Genomic DNA, 21068 nt, shown 5'->3' with positions numbered 1-21068 from the left:
GGGTCACTCGAGGTGGAAGGGATAAACGAGGTTGTCCTTCCGCCCGTCACGCAGGTGGGCGTAGGCGATGCGGATCAACACGAGGGCCGGGTCCTCGCCGGGATCGACCCCGACCTCCTGCACCCGGATGCGCGGTTCGAACGCCGCCAGGGCGCGTTCGACATCCCGGCGGATCAGGGTCCGGGTGGCGGTGGTGTTGGGCTTCATGAGATAGCGGCGCAGGCCGCAGCCGAAGGTGGGGCGCATGACGCGTTCGCCGGGTTCGGTCTCGAGGATCAGGTGGATCGACTGGCGCACGGCCTCGGGACCCTCGACCCAGGGCAGGGAGCGGGTGCCCGGTTCCGGCAGGATCGGAAATCCCCAGCCTCTTCCCAGCTGGCGCTTCGAGGTCATGCGGGGTGCGTCTCCACACGCGCTTCGTATTCGAGGTTTGCCGTGACCCCGGGCAGTTCGCGCTGCACGGCGCCGGCGGGCGACGGATCGACTTCGACGTTCTCCGGCAGGCTGGCCGAGAAGTCGATCGACTGGGTGGCCACGATCTTCACCAGTTCCTCGCGTCCGGCCTTGGTGGTGGTGTCGATGTTGTCGCTGTACTTCCGGCCGGTCATCGGATCGATCACCGCCTTCAGATCGGCGAGCAGCGACGCATTGACCGCGATGTCGATGTCGATGCCCGCCTCGATCTTCGGCAGCGCGATGTCCAGGTCGGCCGACACTCCTGCGTCCAGCGACACCATCGGGGGGATGCAGAACTTGATCTTCAGGAGGAACCACAATCCGAAGAGAAACACCACGACCGGCAGGAACAGCCGGAAGACGAACGACGCCACGATGGTGATGAGCGGAATGGAGAAGCTGCAGATCGCGCCTCCCTTCCCCTTGGGCGAGACATTCGACAGATCCTCGGGATCCACCTCCATCTCGAGGGCCGAGTCGGGCGGCGAGATCATCCGCACCGGAGCCCCCTGCCCGGGCGCCAGCGCCGCGGCCTGCGCCTCGAGGGCCGGCAGATCCGGCAGCACGATGTTGATGGGGCGATGACTCGTCCCCACCAGGTCGAAGGGCGCCGCCAGCCGGTACGGTTCGGTCGGCAGGCTCCATACCAGTTCGCCCTTGCAGTCGTTGCGTTCCCGGCGCTTCGGGCACTTCGGATTGTGGCGGCGCACGAAGCACCGCACCTCGTACACGCTGCGGTCGTCGAACCGCGCCGCCCCGGTCGCGTCCACATCCGAACTCCCCGTCGGCACCAGCCCGAAATAGAGCGTCCGGCCCCCGGACGAATGTCCGGCCACGGTCGGGTCGGGAATGAGGGGATGGAGCGGGAAGAGATGTTCCCCGGTCTGTGCCGGGGTCGCCTCGACGTCCTGCCACGCGCCCACGCCCTGGAACTCGCCGGGCCTCCAGCCCTGACGGGCAATGACGATGCCGAGTTCCCCGGTGAGCGCCGCCCATTGGGCCTGGGCCGCCCGGTAACGGGACTCCAGCGTCGCGCGGAGACCGAGCGTCGTGCCGCGTTTCATGGCGGGCGGCAGCTCCTGGAACTGGCTCCACTGGGCCCGTGTCAGGGACAGGGCCTTCCAGCCCTTGCGAATCGCGGGGGCGGCGCCGGCGGGACCGCGCGCCACCAGCCGACGCACCACGAAGCCCGCCTCGCAGACATCGTCCCGCGAGGCGTTGGGAAAGCCTGCGAAGTCGCAGTGCAGTTCGCAGACCACGAGGTAGAACCGCTTGTGGGTGTCGAGGAAGAGCTTCCGCAGGCCGGCGGATTCCCCGGCGCCATTCCCGGGGCCCGCCGACACCTCGGGCACCACGTCGTCCGGCACGACGAACTTCAGCGAACGCTGGGGGTCCTTGAGGAAGGCGTTGACCAGGTCGGAGTTGTCGTACTTCTGGAACACCGGCCGTTCCCGGCGCCCGGCATTGGCGTCGTACGGGTCCGCCCACCGGTACCAGGGACCGGTCAACACCCAGGGATGACGCGGCGTGTTCACCAGATGTTCCCCGCTCCGGGGGTGTACGACGGCGAGACCACACCGGCGCTGGCGATGAGGGTGGTGCAGTTGATGAGCCCGTCGAAGGTCGCGGTCGGGGCATGAACGTTGAGGGCCGACGCGGTGACCTCGACGGTCGCGTTGGCCTGGATCTCGATCTGGCCGCCCGCGGTGAAGGTGACGATCGACCCGTTGGCGTGGGTGAGCCGCACTTCGCTCGAGGCGTCGTCGAGGACGAGCTGGTGACCGCTGCGCAGGGAGAGGGTGACCTTCGCCGCACCTTCCGTGTCGTCGAACTCCAGCAGGCTTCCCGAGCGGGTCCGGATCAGGCGCTTGTTGTTGGGCGCCGCGGGCGCCTCGGGCATCGATTCCCGGCCGTTCCAGGCCGAGCCGAGGATGTACGGCCGCCGCAGGTCGCCGGCCTCGAAGGCGATCACCACCTGGGTCCCCACGGCCGGCAGGGCCTCGAACCCCTGGTCGTCGTCGGCATAAGGGGAGAGCAGGGTCGCCCAGGCACGCACGGTGTCGCCGTCGGCGCCCAGCCACGGCAGCCTGACCTCGATCCGCCCCAGGCGATCCGGATCCACAATGTCCGTCACCAGGGCCGGATAGACCCCGAAGTACCGCAGCGCATCGCCGTCGGGTCGGAAGTCCGCGATCATGCGCCCTCCCGCAAGGTGGCGCGTTCGGCCAGAAACCGGGTCCGGTGGCCGGACTCCGTGTCGTAGGTGTGGGTGACGCGGGTGGCGTAGTAGCCCGGGCCTTCGAAGGGATGCCCGACGCCCTCCAACGTCACGCGGCTGCCCACCACCAGGTCCGGCGTGCCGCGCGTCACGCCGGAGACGGTGACAAACCGCCGTGCCCGCCGCCGCATCTCCGCTTCCGCCCAGGCGGTGGCCTCACCCGCGGCGATGGGCATCTCGCGAACCCGGTATGACACCCGTTCCCCGAAGGCCCGCTCCAGAACGGCCGGTCCCGTGAGGCCCTGCCCGGCCTCATCGTCGATCACCGAACCCTCGGCCGTCTCGTCGATGGATTCACGGGCGGCCGCATCGTAGCCCGAGACCTTCACCCCGGTCCGCTGATGGGCGAGGTCGCCCCGCAACCGCGCTTCGATGAGGTGATTCCCCTGCACCAGCGTCACCTCGGTCGCCGAACGCCGGTCCCTGGACTGGAAGTGCAACGTGTCGTCCTGGAGCCAGATCTCCGCCTGGATCAACCGCGCCCGCTGGCGCAGGAAGGCCAGGTCGCTCTGGTTCCATTGCTGGACGCGGTCGTAGGTCGGCCCGTCCGCGTCCACCCGCGGCACCAGCCCGTGCTCCGCCGCGATGGCCGATGCGATGCCGGCGTCGGACAGGTTCTCGTAGGTGCGGAACCGGCGGGTCATCCGGAGCATCATCAGCCTGTCTTCCGCCAGGAACACCACCTCCGGGGGATCCCCTTCGCGCCAGCGGACCTCGATCGCGCTGATGCCACCCTTGAAGAGGGTGCGCGCGGTGTCGGCCGGGCCGATCGACACGGCGATCTCCTTCCCGAAATCGAGGATCCCGCCGTCGAGATACCGCAACCCCTCCTCCCGCGAACCGCGGCGCGGTCCCTGGGCGAGCAACCCGACGGTCAGCGTCTTCAACCCCGACGTGGTTTCGTCCACCTCGAGCCGGATGAGGTCGCGGGCCAGTTCGCCGCGGACCTCCCCCTCGACCTCGAAGACCGGGGCCGTCGAGACCAGCAGGGGTTCAGTCATCGTATCCCTCCGCCGCGACCCGCCGCCGGTCCTCCGCCAGCCGGGCCAGGTGTTCGAGCATCCGGGCCGCCTGCGTGGCGGACTCCATGGGCGGCGACGCCGCGTGTTCGGATTCGGGTTCGGCGAGAACTTCGGTGTCGATCTGATCGATGTGGATGGGCATGGCGACAGTTCAAGGAGCGGGCCTTCGTGGGTTCGGGTCGGGGTCGGGTCATGGGCATCCGCACGGGGGGTTGCCTTGGCGCCGGGGCGGGGTGGAACCCGCGCGGCCCGGCGGGACGGCGGCGGGGAGCGCTTCCCACGGCGGAACGGTCGGGTCGAAGGTGGTCGGCACGTCGGTGCCGCCGCCGCGGGAGACCACCGAAACCGTCCCTTGCAACGAGCCGGCCCCCATGCCACCCGCGGGTCGCACGGTCGCCCGCAGCGGAACCCCGAAGCCGAATCCCACCGCGCGCGGGTCGGCGGCGGGGGGGGGCGGGGCGGCGGGTCCCGGGGAGGAACCGGCGGGCGGTAGCGGGGCCCCGCTGGCCAGGCGCAGGGGCGTGCGGCTCTGACTGGGCAGCGCCGGGCGCGCCGAGGCGGCGCCTCCGGACACGACGGGCGAACCACCGGGCGTTGAGACCGATGACAGTGCGGATGCGGGGCGACCGGATGGCGGGGCGATCGCCACGGCATTCGCTCCGCCGGGGAGGTTGCCGGCGGTGCTGCCGGCGAAGGCGGCCTGGGTTTGCGCCACGGCGACCTGGGCCCTGGCGACCTTGACCGATTCAATGGCCGAACCGAGGCCGCCGGCGGCGGTGAGACTGAAGCCCTGCTGGAGTTCGATGCCGAAGCCGACATTGGCCACCGCCGTGACCCCCAGCGACGCCTCCAGACCGAAGGCCGCCTCGAGCGAGATCGACGCACCGGCGCCGGCGCCGGCGAAGATGCCCACGCCGGCACTGGCACTCAGGCCCGCGCTGAAGCCGACCTCCAGGCCGGCCTGCAGCGACAGCGAACCGCCGACGCTCCCGCCGAACGACAGTCCGCGCCAGGCGGCGGCGTCGAGTCCGAGGCGGGCGGCGAATTCCGCCGCACTTTCCCCGCCCAGCGCCAGGCCGACCTGGGCGGAGAAGCCCGCCGAAAAGCTGCCCACGGCTCCCGCGGTGGCGGCGCCGGGACTCGGAGCGCCGCCCGTGGCGTTGGCGCCGTCCCCCGCGGTGCGGAGTTCGTAGCGGCGATCCTGTTCCTTGAACGAGAACCCGACCTTGGCCCGCAGCGGAACGCCGTTGGCGGCGAAGTGGTCGAGATCGATGTTGAGGCTCTCGACGACCCCTTCGAGCACCAGGTCGCCCCATTCGAACCGGAGCTGGGGAGGCGCCTGCTTCTGGGTGCCTTCTCCGCGCGGATAAAGAAACTGCTCGACCGCGAGCGTCCTCTCGCGCACCGACACCGGGCTGTCCGTGGTCCCCTCGTCGGCGGTGTCGAAGATCAGGTCCACGGTCAGGGTGGTCGAGCTGGACCCGGTGTACTGCCGCACCTGGCGGCCGCGGGTGGCTCCGCCCTCGACCTGGTTGGCGATCTGGAGGCGGAGCGAGGAGGGGTTGAATTGAACCGGGATGGGATCGCCCAGCGGGGTGCCTTCCGCGTCGATCGCCTGCAGGTGGGCCTTCTGGAGTTCGCTCATGGTTCAAGGGGCGGCCAGCCGAAGTCCCTGATGGGTGATGTGCAGTTCCTCGATGGCGACCTCGCCCGTCCTGGCGTTGAGTTCGGGACCCCGCAGGCGCACCGGCAGTCCCCGGTCGAACTCCCAGACCGCCACCACGGTGTCCCCGACGCTCATGACCTCGACCGTGCCGTCGTACCGGGCCACGGGCCGGACACCCGCGGCGATGTCCTGCATCCAGCGCCAGAGGTCGCGGTTCAACTGACCGGCGCGGCTGTGGAACATGCCGCGCTTGAGGACCAGCGGGCTGTACTTGGCCCGCCCGACCTGGCGGATCACCGCGGCATTGTTGCCGCCTTCGAGATGCTCCTTCACGTCCAGTTCGATCTCCAATCCGCTGCATTCCTGAAACCCGCCGTCCCCCAGCTCCGCCCCGGTGTCGCTGCGCCGCAGCGTCACCCGGAAACGGAACGAACGAAGCAGGGGATCGCCTTGCGCCATCGGTCAGTCCTCCAGGATGAGCGTGCCGTCCCCTTCCCGCAGGAGACGCAGCACGATGAACTCCACCGGCTCCGCCGGGGCGACGCCGATGTGGGTGATCAATTGCCCGGCCTCGACGATCCGCGCCGGGTTCAGCGCCTCGTCGCAGAGCACGAAGAACGCCTCCTCCTCCGTCGCCCCTCGAAAGGCCCCGGCCTGGAACAGCCGACGCAGGTAGCCCGTGACCATGCGCCGCACCTCCGACCGCAGCCGGGCGTCGTTCGGTTCGAAGGCCGCCCATTGCATCTGCCGTTCGAGGGTGCGGCGGATCAGGGTCATCAGACGGCGGACGCTGAGCTGGCGCCAGTTGGGGTCCCGGCTCAACGTGCGCGCCGCGGTCAACCGGACCCCGTCCCGCTCCCGGCGGTACACGTTGATGCCCTGGGGATGGAGCACGTCATGGACGGGATCGGACACCTCCTCGACGACATCCACCACGCCGGCGGCGAGGACGTTGGCGGGACCATGGGAGACGCCGCGCGCGATCTCCCTCTGCGCCACCATGCCGGCGGCGACCGCGGATGGCGGCACTTCGACCGGCCGTTCCCGCGGATCGTCCGTTCGCACCGACTTCAACCAGGGATGGTAGGCCGCCGCGTAGGCCGAGTGGAACCGGGTGCGCCACGCCAGAATCTGGCGCGGGCTCAGCCGGGGCGGGACATCCAGCAGGACGATGAACGACCGTTGTTCCCCGGCGAAGTCCACCAGCCGGCTCTGCCACCGTTCGATCGCCGCCAGTTCCGTCGCCGGGTCCAGCCGCAGGCCGGCAAGGTCCGCCTCCTCGCCCTCGGGGACCTCGACCGGCGCGGACGGCGGCGAGCATCGTTCGAAGAAGGGACTCGCCGAAGGTGCCGCTTCGATGGGCGTCCGCGCGGGCGCCAGGGGTCCCGGGGAATACAGGTCCGGCACCACCACCAGCGAGAGATCCGGGAGACCCGCGAGCGCCATCACGCCATCCCCCGGTTCGTCGTCGCCCGGCGTCCAGGCCGGATCGAAGAAGTCGTCCGGCGTGATGGATTCGAAGTCGTCCTCGCCTCCACCGAACGGTTCGGCCGGCGCCTCGACGTCGGGTTCGACCGTGGCCTCCAGCCAGCTCTCGTCCGGCCGGATCAACCGCGACTCGTAGGCGAGCGCCGCCCCCAGCCAGCGGGAATGCAGCGGATCCAGGCCCAACCCGACGTGGCGTTCCGTCCGCGCCGGATCGTCGTCGTCCTCGACGGTCAGATCCGCCTCGACCCGCTCCGCACGGACCGCCAGGGACGAGGTGGCCGAGGCGAGGGTGCCGACGTGGACGCCGGGTTTGCCCGGGCCCGCGTGTTGCGGGGTGAGGACCGTCACCGTGCGGAACTCCTGGACGCCATGGGCCAGGGTCAGGCGAAGCAGGGTGCCGGCCTCCAGCGATTCGCCTTCGGGAACGCGGACCGTTGCCAGGCCCGACGCGGTGGCGTTCAGAGGCTGGTAGCGGAAGTCCAGGGTGACGCTCAACCGATTGCCCCAGCGTCCCTCGTTCCGGGCGAGGACGACGAGCGGCCCCGTCGGACTGCGGGCGCCCCCGATCGTTCCTTTCGCCACGCGCCCCGCCGCGTCCGTCGGCGTGCCGTACCGATGCACGATGCGGGCCACGTAGGCGCGGCGTCCGCCATTCTCGAAGAAGGCCGCCACGGCATACGGCAGGAGCCCGGGTCCGTTGAATCCACCAAAATGCCGGCGGTAATCATCGAAGCTCTCGACCTGGACCGGGACGGTCCGGCGCAAGGTTCGCACCACGCGGGGATCGGGCCGGCCGGAGCGATGGATCGGGTCGAGCACCGCCTCCCGCGCCGGGCCGCGCGGGGCCACACCCACGAAGGCACAGACATCCATCCGGACACCGGCGAGATCGCGGAGCGGCGTCTCGGGATACCGGTGGATGCCTGGCGCCCCCAGGGGGAGGTTGAGGCGGTCGGTCATGGGCTATTTGTACTCGATCCCCTGATGCACGAGGCTCAACTCCTCCATCGCCACCTCGCCCCCGCCCTTGGCCGCCAGGGTGGGGCCGGTCCACTTCTTCGGCTGCGCGTTGAAAAGGGTCCAGGTGGCGACCGCCTGGCGGGCCTCGTCCATGAGCGTGATGGTGACCTGCCGCGGATCGGGGGTGCCGTCGCGCACCGTCTTGATCCATTGGAAGAGGTCGTCCGATCCGACCAGTCCGCGCTTGAGGGTGACGTCGTCCACCTTGTGGGTGTTGGGGATCTTGCGGACCGTGTTGACCTTCTCGTTGCCGTTCCGGTACTCGGAATAGCTCACCTCGACGCCGAGGCCGCTGACATCGGAGAAGCCCCCGATGACGGAGCCCTCCGAGCCGTCGCCCTGGGCGCCGCCGAGGGCCACGATGTAGTTGAATGCCCCGTAGGGGTTTTCGCGGAATGTAGGCATGGCGATCTCCGATGGGTTGTGGGGATGGGTTCCCTGGGTTCCTAGACCTTGGATTCGGCCGTCCACTGGCCGACGCGGAAGATGACGAACTCGGCCGGCTTCACCGGCGCCACCCCGACGAGACAGATGAGCCTCCCGTTATCCAGGTCGTTCTGCGTCATCGTCGTGCGGTCGCACCGGACGAAGTAGGCGTCCTCGGGTTTGTCCCCCAGCAGGGCGCCATCCCGCCACATCACCAGGAGGAAGTCCTCGACCGTCTGCCGGATGTTGTCCCACAGGCGCCGGTTGTTGGGTTCGAACACCGCCCACTGGGTGCCCTTGTCGATCGAGTGTTCGAGGTAGATGAAGAGGCGCCGGACATTGACGTACCTCCATTCCGGATCGGAACTCATGGTGCGGGCGCCCCACACGCGATTGCCGCGGCCTTCGAGGAAGCGCAGGGCATTGATGCCCTCGGGATTGAGGACGTCGTTGCGCGGCTTGTTGATGTTCAGCTCGAACTGGGTCAGGCCGCGCACCACCTCGTTGGCCGGCGCCTTGTGGACGCCGCGCTCGACGTCCGACCGCGCGTAGATACCCGCCACGAACCCCGAGGCCGGCAGCAGAAGCTTCCGCGGCGGCGCCCCCTGGGCCGCGCGCTCGGTCGGGTCCAGCACCTGGATCCACGGGTAGTACAGGGCGGCGTACTTGCTGTCGAACTGCCCCCGGAACTGGCGGATCTGGGTGATCGACGCGCCGGGCGGACCGTCCACCACCGCGATGCGATACCGCTGCCTCTCCGCATGCGCGATCAGGTAGCCGGCCGCCACCACCGGATGGCTCAAGGTGGCCGCATCCGGCGCCGCCACGATCGCGATGTCGTCGTACTCGCCCAACGCCTCCAGGCCGGTGGCCTTGAGATCCGGATTGTCCGGATCGGCCTCCCGCCCCAGCAGATCGTCCGGCGAGATGACCCCCCCGTCCGCCCCGCCGCCCAGCACCTCCGCGTGCCCGGTGGGTCCCGACCCCCGCAGCGCCGCCAGCAGCAGCTCCGCCGACTCCAACGCCGCCGCGTCGTCCACGTCGAGCCACACCACGGCGTTCTCGTCCTCGGGATCCTCGGCGTCGAGAATGCGTCCGGCATACCGCCTGTCGTCGGGATGGGCGCCAAGGGTGTCGTACCCATCGACCCGTTCGTCATCGACGTTCACCAGGACGCTCAGGGTCAGGATCGCGATGGTGTCGTCGGGGGACGGCGCGAGCCCGGGAAGGGGCGTGGTCCGGTTCACGAAGCGCTGGCGTCCGTCCGGATCCAGTTCCACCACGAAGAGCTGGCCGGGATTCGGCACGTCATTGCCCGTCGGCAGTTTTCCACCGGGCCCGTGGACGGCGTTGTCGAAGCCCAGTCCGGCCGCGGTCGAGGTCGCGTGAATCTGGACGGTCGAGGTCCCGCCTCTTGTGCCCGAGGTGATGCGGACCCGGCCTTCCTCGACCGTCGCCGTCCCGCCATCCAGATCCTCCAGCAGCGCCACCACCTCCGCCGCGGTCACCGCATCGATGTTGCCCACGTTCCCGGTTCCAATCGCCGCACCGGCCTGCTGCCCGGTTTCGTCCCGGGCGGTGCTGGCGGGCAACACCTCGACGCGGGATGTCGTTCCCTGCCGGTCGGACCGCAGTTGGACCTGCCCGCCCGTGACGACGGCAGCGCCGCCCACCAGCACGCTGTTGATGTGGGCCGCCACCGCCGCCGCGGTGTTGTCCGCCGCCGCGAAGGTGATGGTCTGCTCCGGCCCTCCGTCGATCCGCACGACCAGCGTCAGGCCATCCGCCATTGACGCAAAAGCCCCGGCCACGCCCGGTTTGGCGGCACGCGTCGCCTCGAAGGTGAAGGTCTGGGCGTCCACGGGGTCCGGGCTGTCGATCAGGACGAGCAAGGTCTGGAGATGCGCCAGATCGAAGGGTCCGGACCCCGACAGGGCGCTGCCGGCATGGATCGCCGGACTGACAAACTGAAGCGCCGTCGCGGCGGCGCCGGGACGCACCACGACCCCGGAACCGGCCCCGGCGGAAAGGGACGTCACGCGAACCGCTCCATTCTCGTTGGTCACCACGGCCCCGACCAGCGGACCCAGGAGGGCCACCACCTCGTCCGCGGTCACCGCGTCGATGTTGGCCACGTTGTTTCCCACCACGCCCGCCGCGGTGACGCTGTGCCCGACCGCCACGGCGGCGGTGCTGCCGGCCAGCACTTCCACCGTGGAGCTGCTCCCGAATCGATCCGAAAGGATGTCCACCTCGGCGCCATTCACCACGGCGGCGCCTCCCACCAGGCCTTCGTTGATGCGTGCCGCGACCAGCTCCGCCGTGGTGTCGCCCGCCTCGAACGCGATCGTCTGTTCCTCCCCGCCATCGATCCGCAACACCAGCGTCTGCCCGTCGGCCACGGTGCCGAAATCCGCGCCCGCCCCCGGCTTCACCGCCCGGGTGGCGTTGAAGACGAAGGCGACATCGGCCGCGCCATCGACCGAGATCTCGAGCGTGTCCCCGGGTTCCAGCGCAAACGGTCCCACCCGCGACAGCACCGTTGCCAGACCGCCCCCGGCCGGGGTGATCTCCACGAGGGTTCCCGCCCGCGCGCCGCGCGCCTGGGAGCCCCACGCCGACCTCACGGGGTCGGAGGGTGGATGCGTGAAATTGACGTTCCGGGTCCGGTTCAACCGCGTCTCGACCTGGACGTTCCCAAAGGATCCCGGCCAGCGCGCCCGCCATCGGGCGGTCCCGGCGCCCACGGCGCGCGCGGTCCCCGACGCGGCCACGGCACTCCCATCCCCGGCGATGACCCGGGAGATGTACAGGCGTTTGCCGCCGTTCAGGAAGTAGGCGCGGGCGGCGTGCGCCAGGTAATTGACCCGCTGGGTCGGGCCGATCGCTTCGAGGCCGCCATAGACCCGCTCGAACTCGGTGAAGCTGGTGATCAGGCGCGGCTCGGTCGTGGTCGGTCCCCCCGGATACTGGACCGGACCGAACCGGGCCATGCCCGCGAAGCCGGTGGTGCTGGTGGGGACCCCCTCGATGGACTTCGAGCGGAAGCTGACTTCCTCGACATAGACTCCGGGGGCCAGGTATTGGGACATAGCGATTTCCTTTTCCTAGTTATTGGCTGGGGAAACGGGTTGGGGATTGGGGCGGGTTCATGGGAGGACGAAGGGGTCGGTCGCGCCGGCGATGCTTCCCAGCTCCAGGGCCAGGTCCCGGGTCACATGAGCGGTGTATCCCGGCGGCAGACTCTCCCCGCTGGACACCATGTCGGTCCCCGGATTCCCGGGGTCCAACGCCTGCGCGGGTTCCTCCGGCAGATCCCACAGGGGATCCCGTCGCGGCACCTCGTCGGACGCGGGTACGGGTGCAACGGCCGGGCCGGACACCGTGATGCGGAGCGGCAGGGGATCCGTGAGATCCCCGATCGCCCCGGCGGCCGACGAGATCAGCAGCAGGAACTCGCCCCGGTCATCGCCGTGCGCCCGCCCGACCACCGTGTCCGACTCCGGAAGGGTCGCAACCACGCGCGCCCAGCGCACGGTCGCACCGCCCCGTTCCACCCGGCCGCGCAACCCCGTCATGCCCGCCGCCACGTCGTAGCCGGCCCCCGGAAACAGGAAGGGACGCCGCACCCGCAGCCGATGGGATCCGGCCTCCGCGGCGGCCACCGTGAGAATGGGAAAGCTGATTCGGCGCGGAACGATGCGTCTCGCCACGCCCCGAATCCGCATCGCCAGGTCCCGGTCCGCCCCCCATGCCGCCCGCGCGCGGTTCACCCGGGGAACGAAGGCCCGGACATCCTCGAAGAACCGGAGCCGGACGCGGTCCGCCAATCCGGGATGATAGAGGAGGGCATGGAGACAGGAATCGTGCCGGGCCACCGGCGGGCGCGGCAGTCCCGCCATCTCCTCGTCGAAGGCCACCCGGATCGGATGCGCCATCCGCGTCTCCCGCCCGGCATCGATGGGTTCCAGGCCGAGCGCCAGGCGCCGGACCTTCTCGACCATCGAGCTGGGCAGGAACTCGTTCACTTCATGGCAGCAGGGTTGGGCGGACGCCCGTGATGGCGGTGGTGACCGGGGTGTCCGGTTGGGCCCGGCGCGCGTCCAGGCGCACCACCCGGGCCAGGTAGGGGACACTCAACCGGTAATCCGTTGGCAGGGAGTCGAAGGTCCGCATCACCGCCTCGGTGGAGATCTCGTCCATGACCAGTTGAACGGACTCGTTGCCCGCCCAGGCCGCCGAGGGGTCCAGCAACGGACCGCTCAGCACGGGGGTGCTCTCCAGCGATTCCATCGCCTTTCCCAGGATCCGCAGCTCGTGTTCCGCATTGTCAGCCCAGGGCGTGATCAGGAAATGCAGGTCCACCGGCAACCGCGCCCGTCCGTCCTGCGCGGCCACCGCCGACCACGCCGCCCGCATGGTTTTGTTGAAATCGACCCGGTAGGGGAAGATCGACAGGGCGGGGGTTCCGATGGCGGTCCGGATGTTCGCCGGCTCGAGATCGGTGGTCCGCACCAGGATCGCCCGGGTGCGCCTTTCCGGGACCGGTTCCTCCTCCTGAAAGCGGTGGTTGAGCAGTCGCTCGATGCTCTTGCCGACCGCCGCCATGCTTTCGAATCCAGCCATGCCGGTTCCTCAGTGCGCTCCTTGCCGCAGTCCCCCCCCCATTCGGGCCCCGGATCGGTCATTGCCGCCGACCGCCGGGTCAGCCCGCTTCAACACCCCGCTTCGGGTCCATCGCGCGGATCGCCGGGTGCGGAGTGCCAGACGCAAGGCAACACCGGTTCCGAACTCGTGAATATTCGGTGAGCCTCCCATCGGAATGCTGGTTGCTAATCCAGTGCGAGCGGCTTTGGCAAGCCTCATCCACCGGGGTCAGATCTCTGATTTTGACAATTGCCTGCGGGCCCTGTCCCGCCATCTCCGAATTGTCAAAATCAGAGATCTGACCCCGGGCGTCAGGCTTTCCGCGGCCGGTCCAGCTCCGATAGAGTCAGGCCATGAACCGCCGTCGCTTCGTGCAGCAATTCGGCATGGGCACCCTCGCCGCCACCGCCGCTCATCCCGTTTCCTTGCGAGCCGCCGAAGGCCTGGCCGAGCCCGGCGTCAGCCTGGCTTCCACCCCGATGACCCTCCAGGCCCCGCGCCCGGACGGAGTCGAGGCGGTCTGGGGCGTGCGCGCAAGGGCACTCGGCCGCATCGAATGGGAAGGACCGGATGGCGCTCGCGGTGTCGCGGCCTCCGACGCCCACGGCTTTGTACCGCAGGGCACCCGGAGCGTGAGAGTCCGCATCGACGGCTGGATCCCAGGCCGTGAGTACCGGCTGCGGCCCGTGACGGTGGCCGCCGAAGGGGAGTCGCGGGTCGAAACCGGAGATTGGCGGACCTTCCGCACCCTCGATCCGGCCGCGCCAGCCACCCGGTTCGCCGTCTGGAACGACACCCACGTCAACCAGACGACTCTCGAACGTCTCGACGAAGTGACCCCCGCCTCGGATTTCCTCATCTGGAACGGCGACACCTGCAACGACTGGCACCGCGAAGACGACCTCGTCCCCATCCTCCTCAACCCCGGCGGACGCGACATCACCCGGAACCGTCCGCTCCATGTGGTGTGGGGCAACCATGACGTCCGCGGTCCCTGGGCCTTCCGAGTGCCGGACGTGGTGGCGTCCCCCAGCGGTCGCCCGTTCCATGCTTTCCGCTCGGGTCCCCTCGCCGCCGTATGCCTCCATACCGGCGAGGACAAACCCGACGATCATCCCAGCTTCCGCGGCCGCGTCGCCTTCGACCCCCTGCGCCAGGAACAGGCCGCCTGGCTGAACGATGTCCTGCGTCGCCCGGAGTTTGCCTCCGCTCCCTACCGGCTGGTGTTCTGCCACATCCCGCTCCGCTGGATCGATGAGCGGCCCCAGGATTATGCCGGCACCGGCTTCGATCGTCACAGCGGTCGCAGCCGGGCCGCCTGGCACGACGCGCTCGTCCGCTGGGGCGTCCAGGCGATCATCTCCGGACACACCCACCGCGCCGCCTGGATGCCTCCCACAGACGTCTTCCCCTACGGCCAGCTCATCGGGGGCGGCCCCCAACCCGCTTCCGCCACCTGGATCGAAGGCGTCGCCAACCCGCAGTCCTTGCGACTCACCGTCCGGAACCTCGCCGGTGACATCCTCCACGACGTCTCCCTTCCCGCCCTCTAAGTCACCGGGGTCAGCCGTGGGGTGACGAGGGTTGTGGACTCGGGGAGATCGTCCCTCCGATTCGCCGGCTTCTCACCCGCAGCCCGGGGATGCACCGCGTGCGCATGACGGCCTGAATCGGATATTGCCATACGCAGCGGCCGGTGACCCCCTAATGGGCTCTTCGCATCATCGTCTGCTGAGTTCGGCCAGAACGTCCTTAACGAGGCCACGGTACTCTTCTCGGAGCGAGAAGTTGTGCTTCTCCCACGGATGACGCGGGTATTCATAGGCAACGACCTGCCGAAGAAAGTCGTTCTTTGCCAGCCCAAGTTGTGACGAGACAACTGAGAGGTAGTTACCCACCTTTCCCTCGTCGTACTTCGGGTCAAAATCCAGAAACGCCCTTTTCACCTGGTCGCGGGACAGCACCTTCGTCCCCAGCAAGACAGGGAAGATGATGTCCCTCATCCGAACATTGGTAACCTTGTCCCGCCCAAGATACTGCAGCAGAAGTTGTCCCAATGTCTCGACGTTGTGTGTTCCCGGCTCATCTGACATTGGAATCTCAAACTTCCTCTGCTTCCTCCGGCGCTCCTGCGCCATCTCCTCTGAAATCACCGAGGTTCTGGCTAGGTGGCTGGGTTGGTGGCGTCAAGGAGGTCCGGTTCATTGGCCGGCCAGAATCGAACCAGGGGTCAGATTTCTGATTTTGACAGTTGCCTGCGGGCCGCGCCCAGCGATCCTCCAATTGTCATTTTGCTGCCAATACATGTAGTCGTCCCAGGCTTGCTCCGCGAAAATGAGCCTCATTTGTGCATCTCAAGCTTACGCTCCGTTCCCTTGCCGGACTCCAACTCCTGAATCGCCACGAGAAGTCGCTGCGCATTGCGAGGGCTGCGAAGAAGATGGGCCGTCTCCTCCAGCTCTTCCTAGTCATCAAATGACATCATGACAACCGCCTGATCGCGGTTTCGCGTGATGATCACTGGGCAACGATCCCGGCAAACCTCATCCATGGTGGAGGCTAACTCCTCCCGAGCTGCCGTGTAGGTAATTGCCTTCATATGGACAGGATCATGTTCATTCACCGGGACGATGTCCAGACCCCGGGGCTTGCGGCCGAACGCCGAGGTGAGGGACCGGTGCCGGGAAGCGAATTCTGCCTCGAATCCAAACTCTACCTTCAGGCTCGGCGGTCAAGTCACACGGCGGGCACCGGTTCCCTCGACCGACTGGTTTGCCTCCTTGGATGGCAGTCGCTTGAAGCTGAACTCAGACATATCCCCGCGTTTGCTCGCGTGCTCAATGGTGATGCCGACAACCCCGCCGTCGCTGTCGAGGTCAAGGTATACGTCCTCGGATAGCTCACGTGTCTCCGCCACCGCAGAGGCACCGAACTCAAGCAAGGCGGTGTCCGTGTCCTCGAAATATCGAATCCTCATGATTCTGCGCTTTCTCTGTATCCGCGATCGAAAAATGCATTATGCACCGTTTGCCCATCCGGAAGGAGGATAACTCGAAGGGCTCGGCCTCCGCACTCCGAAATCCGGGCCCACCGACGTATTCTCCCGTCCGTCTGAACCTCCTCCCTCTCGGGTTCTCGCATCACACGAAGGATCCAGTAGTCCAGTATCGCCGCGCGATCAGGGCGGTTCCTGATATGGCGGAAATACTCGGTGGACTGGAACTCCGCCATTGGCATGGTGGTTTATGGCGAGCAGTGTCAATAACACGCAAAGCACTGCGGTTTATCCGGAATCCTCGTTCGGCTCGGGCGTGACTTGGTGGCACGCTATGTGGCTGCCTTGCAGGGGTCAAGGAGGGATTGCCGGTCCATGGATTCGCTGGTGCATCCCCAAGTTGTGGGTGAGGAGGCAGCCAATCGGAGGGACGAGCTCCGCGAGTCCCCATCCCAAAGCACCCCATCGTTGCGGCCTCGTGGAACCCGGCCCTCCGAGGCAATGCCTCGCAAAGTTAGCGCCTCTACCCATTTTGCCTGGGGTCAGATCTCTGATTTTGACAACTGGGAGATCGCTGGGCGCGGCACGCAGGCAATGGTCAAAATCAGAGATGTGCCCCCGGGGGGAGGGGCCGGGTCTGACAGAGGGCGCGGAGGGCTTCAAGGCGCTGGCGGGCGGGGCCTGCGAGGAAGCGGCGACGGGCGTCGGGGTCGGGGCTGATCGCCTCGCTCCAGATGGCGCGCCCGGCGATGACACCGCGGGCGCCCGCCCGGCAGGCGATGGCGGTCTGGCGGAGGAAGACGTCGTGGGAGACGCCGGCGGAGAGGAGGACCCAGGGGACGGGACAGACGGCGGTGAGTTCGCGGCAGGCGTCGTCCCATTCGGATTCGTCCGGGGAGTCGATGGGGTGGACGGGGAATTCGGCTTTGAGGACGTCGGTGCCGAGGGGGACGAGGCGGCGGGCGGTTTCGATGACGACGCGGCGGCGTTCGGGAGGTGGCAGGCGTCGGGAGGGGGCGTCGGGGGAGTAGGAGAGGGGTTCGAGGAAGAGGGGGATTTCCTCGCCGGCACAGTCGTCGGCGATGGTACGGACGAGGTGTTCGACCTGGGACGCCTAAGGGGGCGTCGGGGTGGTAGTACACGAGGAGTTTCACGCCGGAAGCGCCGGAGCGGGCGATGCGGGCGACGTTCCAGCCTTCGGCGAAGCCGGTCTGGAGGTTGGCGGGATCGCCGGTGGATCCGGAATCGAACCAGGGGTCAGATCTCTGGTTTAGAAAATTGCCTGCGGGCCGCGCCCAGCGATCTCCCAATTGTCAAAATCAGAGATCTGACCCCGAAGGCCCTCACAGGGAACAGATCCGAAGGCAGCCCTGGTAGTCGCGGAGAAAGGTTCTGGTCGAAAAGCAACTTCATGCAGGTAGAGCGGCCAGCTTGCGCTCACGATCTGCCGCAAACGCCAGGCAAGCACGAATATTCTCCTCTGTAAGGTCCGGAAACTCGGCCAGCAACTCCTCGTGTGTCATTCCGCCCGCCAAGTACTCCAGCACGTCGGTAACCGTCATGCGCGTTCCTCGAATGCACGGCTTGCCGCTCCGCTTGTCTGGTTCAATCGTGATGATCTTCAGGTAGTCCATATGCTGACTCTATCGAACGTGGTGCTTCGATGCAATGCGCTGGCCCAACGCCCGGCCCGGGCACGCCGGGCCGATGTTGTTTGATTGTCAAGCGAGTCGCGATCCCGGCGTTGCCTGCAGCCGGCTTGTTCGGCCTGATATCCTTTATTGAGAGGCTCCAAGCCATCGAAACAGCGTCTCTTGCACCGATTGAAGCTGGTCGTCGGTCAATACGCCCAAACGACGGAGGAAGTACTTCGGCGGTAGTGCCTGAACGCCCTGCACCAAGAAGGCCCCGTCGGAAAGGAAGCGACATGGAACAACGACTTCAAACTGTGAACCCCGGACGGCCGTGGTATGTGGGACCACACCTATCAACGCCCTGTCTTGACCGCCGTAAGGAATACTCATCACCAGTGCCGGCCGAACTTTCTGCGTGACTCCGAAGTCCACCTGCCAGACTTCCCCTCGCTCAGGCACCTCGATCCTCCTCTTTGTCCAGTTCGCGGAACGATGCCGAAGCAAGGGAACCGAAATCGTCGTCGGTGAGGTCCTCCGACATAGGAACACGCTCAATGATCTCGTGGCGCAATTCCTGGCGTTCGGAATCAGACAAACGTTCGAATTCCTGAAGAATCTGGGCAACTGCCGCTGTCATGGGAGAATCGTACGGTGTTCGAGGGGTGGGGCAAGGGCGGAATCTGCCGAACGTCCCGGCTCAGCGACCGCCGGCCCCGGGCGCAACCGTGGAGTCCGGCGCTGACCGGCGGTTCGATGGAGCCGATGGTTGTTCGGCAATCCTATGTGGCTCCAGAACGACCAATTGCCCGCCAAATCGCCGAGCTTGGTCCTGCTGAAGCGCCTTGTGATAGCGCCGCACATCCCCGCCGTGGGATTCCAGAATGGTCGCGCGGTGCCGTCGCACCTCGGAAACGATCGGGTCGTCAGTCATTGGCGTCCTCCATTAATTCATCAGGCGTGCAAATCGTGGGCAGCTCATACCCCAGCGAGGTCGTAACCGCATTGAAACGCTTCAGAGTTTGTGCATTGGCAATATGGGTGCAATTCCAGGTCAAAAGGAAGTCCATTCCGTGACGCGTGGCGACCGCGATGTGCGAGGCGTCCGTCGCCGCCCTTGCTGGAATGGCGCCGGAGGCCATAAACGCCTCGGCAATCCGGTTCGTCTGCTCATCCACAGCAAGGACTGGCAACCCGGCTATGATCGCGCAGCGACGCTGGGAGACCTCGTGATCACCGAGTGCAACCCCATCCCAAACGAGGGGCGAAACGAAGAGCTCGAAGTGCCGAGATCGCAGTTCCCACCAGAGTCGGGTCGTCTCCTGCTTCCCGGCGACGATCACGTCCCGGGACGCCCTCGCCGCGAGGAAGCTCGGGTTTGTGCAACCTCAACCACAGTTCCCATGCATAAGAAGAGTCCTCTCCCCATGCAATCCTGAAGCGCTTCGCCGACGATCTGGCGCTGCCGCTCCAATACTTTGGTGCGAAGGGGCGGATCGACACTTTCGGCAAAGCGTCCGCTGAAACCGGGGGCGCCCCGCCACGCAGCGGCTTCTCCCGCGTCCGCGGGACTGGAATGTAAAGAACGCGGGGGCGGTCAACGGACTCCTCCCCTCCCTCCCGAAGCCTGCCCCCGAACCGCTCCGGCTCCGCGTTCTCTACATTCCTTCAGGGCTGTTGGGGCTTCTTCGTCTCTCTTCGTTTGCTCTCGTGGTCCCCGAGCCTCTGCAAAGTTTCGAGAACATTTTTGAAGGCCTTACGGGACGCCTCAAATCGGCACTGACAGGCCGTCTGCGCATAAACGCCTATGACGCGAGGAAAGTCCGGTATCGTGTGCGCACCGGGAAATGTGACCAGAAGTGATGTCCGACTGTCGAGTCGCTGGGGAAGTCGTGGGCCTTCGCGATGCCGAAATGCAATGCCTTCACTGGTCAAGCTCGGCCCAGGCCTCAACGACAGCGCAACTTCATCGATCGTTACAGGGAAGACACTGAGGTTTACAACAGTCACCTCGATGTGATCGCCACTCTTTGGATCATGCATGTATGAGGGTAAGAGCTTGAGGCAAACCCGCTCTCGCTGAAGAGCACGAGCAAAGTTAATGATCCCAAGCACGGCTCCGATTAGTCCGAATACCACCCCGGCGCTGGCAGTTATGAGAGTGAATGTCTGCATGATTGAGAAACCGGCTAACGACAAGGCCACCGACCGCGGGCGCCTGAGTCTACCTTGCGCACCAGGTGCGATCCCGCGGTTCGGTGCGCCGATTGTTAGCCACCATGTGTCTTTGTGCCACTGGACAGCCACCAAGGAATCCAAATGCGCCATAAGTTCCGTACTCGCCTCATGGGCTCGGCCTCGCCTGTGGTTGCGTCTACCCAATGTGGAACACCACTGACTATCTGCAGGTCGGCCCGAACGCCATTCTTGAGAGTCACCAAATGCCAGACGTCAGGCTCTGCAATGACGGTAGCGAAAAGCCGCCTGGAGTCATGAGCCGGCAGCAGGTCATAGACGCCATCGCGCCGCACTTCCGTGAAGCTGTGGTGCCCACACCCGCAAATCTCGTCATTGAAGAAGAAGCCCTCCAGCCCTCGGTGAAATGCAATCGAATACAACGCGGGTCCGAACGCGATTGCGCCCAGTACGGAGACAAGGCCTAAGTGGCGGAGTTTCATGGATAACAGTGTTAATGCTCGCAAAGCACTGCGGTATATCTGGAGGCGATTTCCTTGCGGTTTATCCGGAATCCTCGTTCGGCTCGGGCTTGACTTGGTGGCACGCTATGTGGCTGCCTTGCAGGCGTCAAGGAGGGATTGCCGGTCCACGGATTCGCGGGTGCATCCCCAAGTTGTCGGTGAGGAGGCAGCCAATCGGAGGGACGAGCTCCGCGAGTCCGCATCCCAACGTACCCCATCGTTGCGGCCTCGTGGAACTCGGCACTCCGAGGCGATTCCTCGCAAAGTTGGCGCCTCTACCCATCTTACCTGGGGTCAGATCTCTGGTTTTGACAATTGGGAGATTGCTGGGCGCGGCCTGCAGGCAATTGTCAAAATCAGAGATGTGACCCCGGGGGGAGGGGCCGGGTCTGACAGAGGGCGCGGAGGGTTTCGAGGCGCTGGCGGGCGGGGCCTTCGAGGAAGCGGCGCCGGGCGTCGGGGTCGGGGGTGATGGCGATGGCCTCGCTCCAGATGGCGCGTCCGGCGATGACACCGCGGGCACCCGCCCGGCAGGCGATGGCGGTCTGGCGGAGGAAGACGTCGTGGGAGACGCCGGCGGAGAGGAGGACCCAGGGGACGGGGCAGACGGCGGTGAGTTCGCGGCAGGCGTCGTCCCATTCGGATTCGTCCGGGGAGTCGGCGGGGTGGACGGGGAATTCGGCTTTGAGGACGTCGGTGCCGAGGGGGACGAGGCGGCGGGCGGTTTCGATGACGACGCG

22 protein-coding genes and 1 pseudogene are annotated in these 21068 nt (G+C 67.0%); 2 read left to right on the top strand and 21 right to left on the bottom strand.

Annotation, left to right across the window (positions count from 1 at the left end; genetic code table 11):
• Positions 1–3: 3 nt before the first annotated feature.
• From KF833_04330 to KF833_04275, 12 genes are all read right to left on the bottom strand, one after another.
• Complete coding sequence (locus tag KF833_04330; protein ID MBX3744514.1) at positions 4–393, bottom strand: GPW/gp25 family protein; 390 nt, start codon at positions 391–393, stop codon at positions 4–6.
• A complete protein-coding gene (locus KF833_04325) occupies positions 390–1991 on the bottom strand; it encodes a hypothetical protein (protein MBX3744513.1) in 1602 nt (533 codons plus the stop codon). Before KF833_04325 ends, KF833_04330 begins: the two co-directional genes overlap by 4 nt.
• Complete coding sequence (locus KF833_04320; GenBank protein ID MBX3744512.1) at positions 1988–2653, bottom strand: hypothetical protein; 666 nt, start codon at positions 2651–2653, stop codon at positions 1988–1990. Before KF833_04320 ends, KF833_04325 begins: the two co-directional genes overlap by 4 nt.
• On the bottom strand, positions 2650–3735 hold the full coding sequence (locus KF833_04315) for a phage late control D family protein (protein ID MBX3744511.1): 1086 nt from the start codon (positions 3733–3735) through the stop codon (positions 2650–2652). Before KF833_04315 ends, KF833_04320 begins: the two co-directional genes overlap by 4 nt.
• Positions 3728–3898: a hypothetical protein gene (locus KF833_04310; protein ID MBX3744510.1), complete on the bottom strand. Its 171-nt coding sequence runs from the start codon at positions 3896–3898 to the stop codon at positions 3728–3730. The genes KF833_04315 and KF833_04310 overlap by 8 nt, the downstream gene beginning before the upstream one ends.
• 48 nt (positions 3899–3946) lie before the next feature.
• Positions 3947–5401 carry a hypothetical protein gene (locus KF833_04305; protein ID MBX3744509.1) on the bottom strand — a complete coding sequence of 485 codons (1455 nt, stop codon included), beginning with the start codon at positions 5399–5401 and terminating at the stop codon, positions 3947–3949.
• 3 nt (positions 5402–5404) lie between these two features.
• The gene (locus tag KF833_04300; protein ID MBX3744508.1) at positions 5405–5881 is read right to left on the bottom strand and encodes a phage tail protein; all 477 of its coding nucleotides are present in this window, start codon (positions 5879–5881) and stop codon (positions 5405–5407) included.
• Positions 5882–5884: 3 nt separating this feature from the next.
• Positions 5885–7870: a phage tail sheath family protein gene (locus KF833_04295; GenBank protein MBX3744507.1), complete on the bottom strand. Its 1986-nt coding sequence runs from the start codon at positions 7868–7870 to the stop codon at positions 5885–5887.
• A 3-nt stretch (positions 7871–7873) separates the two neighbouring features.
• Entirely contained in the window at positions 7874–8335 is a 462-nt protein-coding gene (locus tag KF833_04290) for a phage tail protein (protein MBX3744506.1), read from the bottom strand.
• Positions 8336–8376: 41 nt separating this feature from the next.
• Positions 8377–10146, bottom strand: coding sequence for a phage tail sheath subtilisin-like domain-containing protein (locus tag KF833_04285; GenBank protein ID MBX3744505.1), 1770 nt, complete (start codon positions 10144–10146; stop codon positions 8377–8379).
• A 1359-nt stretch (positions 10147–11505) separates the two neighbouring features.
• Complete coding sequence (locus tag KF833_04280) at positions 11506–12384, bottom strand: hypothetical protein (protein ID MBX3744504.1); 879 nt, start codon at positions 12382–12384, stop codon at positions 11506–11508.
• 1 nt (position 12385) lies between these two features.
• The gene (locus KF833_04275; protein ID MBX3744503.1) at positions 12386–12982 is read right to left on the bottom strand and encodes a DUF4255 domain-containing protein; all 597 of its coding nucleotides are present in this window, start codon (positions 12980–12982) and stop codon (positions 12386–12388) included.
• A gap of 374 nt (positions 12983–13356) precedes the next feature.
• On the opposite strand from KF833_04275, the gene KF833_04270 reads away from it, so the two are divergent.
• Positions 13357–14556 (top strand): metallophosphoesterase, encoded by a 1200-nt coding sequence (locus tag KF833_04270; protein MBX3744502.1) that lies wholly within the window; start codon positions 13357–13359, stop codon positions 14554–14556.
• A gap of 168 nt (positions 14557–14724) precedes the next feature.
• Here the strand turns inward: KF833_04270 and KF833_04265 are convergent, their stop codons facing one another.
• The 8 genes and pseudogenes from KF833_04265 to KF833_04230 all read right to left on the bottom strand — a co-directional run bounded on the left by KF833_04265 (position 14725) and on the right by KF833_04230 (position 18972).
• Complete coding sequence (locus KF833_04265) at positions 14725–15156, bottom strand: hypothetical protein (protein ID MBX3744501.1); 432 nt, start codon at positions 15154–15156, stop codon at positions 14725–14727.
• 188 nt (positions 15157–15344) lie between these two features.
• A pseudogene (locus KF833_04260) lies at positions 15345–15602 on the bottom strand (type II toxin-antitoxin system prevent-host-death family antitoxin).
• A 132-nt stretch (positions 15603–15734) separates the two neighbouring features.
• Complete coding sequence (locus KF833_04255) at positions 15735–15980, bottom strand: DUF2283 domain-containing protein (GenBank protein ID MBX3744500.1); 246 nt, start codon at positions 15978–15980, stop codon at positions 15735–15737.
• Positions 15981–16602: 622 nt separating this feature from the next.
• Complete coding sequence (locus KF833_04250; protein MBX3744499.1) at positions 16603–17082, bottom strand: hypothetical protein; 480 nt, start codon at positions 17080–17082, stop codon at positions 16603–16605.
• A 325-nt stretch (positions 17083–17407) separates the two neighbouring features.
• On the bottom strand, positions 17408–17632 hold the full coding sequence (locus tag KF833_04245) for a DUF433 domain-containing protein (protein MBX3744498.1): 225 nt from the start codon (positions 17630–17632) through the stop codon (positions 17408–17410).
• 144 nt (positions 17633–17776) lie between these two features.
• Complete coding sequence (locus tag KF833_04240) at positions 17777–18097, bottom strand: type II toxin-antitoxin system PemK/MazF family toxin (GenBank protein MBX3744497.1); 321 nt, start codon at positions 18095–18097, stop codon at positions 17777–17779.
• Positions 18084–18269, bottom strand: coding sequence for a hypothetical protein (locus KF833_04235; protein ID MBX3744496.1), 186 nt, complete (start codon positions 18267–18269; stop codon positions 18084–18086). Before KF833_04235 ends, KF833_04240 begins: the two co-directional genes overlap by 14 nt.
• Before the next feature lie 286 nt (positions 18270–18555).
• The gene (locus KF833_04230) at positions 18556–18972 is read right to left on the bottom strand and encodes a type II toxin-antitoxin system VapC family toxin (GenBank protein MBX3744495.1); all 417 of its coding nucleotides are present in this window, start codon (positions 18970–18972) and stop codon (positions 18556–18558) included.
• Positions 18973–20010: 1038 nt separating this feature from the next.
• Between KF833_04230 and KF833_04225 the strand changes: the two genes are divergently transcribed.
• Positions 20011–20292: a hypothetical protein gene (locus tag KF833_04225; GenBank protein MBX3744494.1), complete on the top strand. Its 282-nt coding sequence runs from the start codon at positions 20011–20013 to the stop codon at positions 20290–20292.
• A gap of 392 nt (positions 20293–20684) precedes the next feature.
• On the opposite strand, the gene KF833_04220 is transcribed toward KF833_04225, so the two are convergent.
• The coding region (locus KF833_04220) for a tagatose-bisphosphate aldolase (GenBank protein ID MBX3744493.1) at positions 20685–21068 on the bottom strand (384 nt) is incomplete at its 5' end.

Source organism: Verrucomicrobiia bacterium, assembly GCA_019634625.1.
Taxonomy (GTDB): Bacteria; Verrucomicrobiota; Verrucomicrobiia; order Limisphaerales; family CAIMTB01; genus CAIMTB01.
Note: the sequence above shows the minus strand (reverse complement) of the source record. Positions and strands in the feature narration are given on the sequence as shown.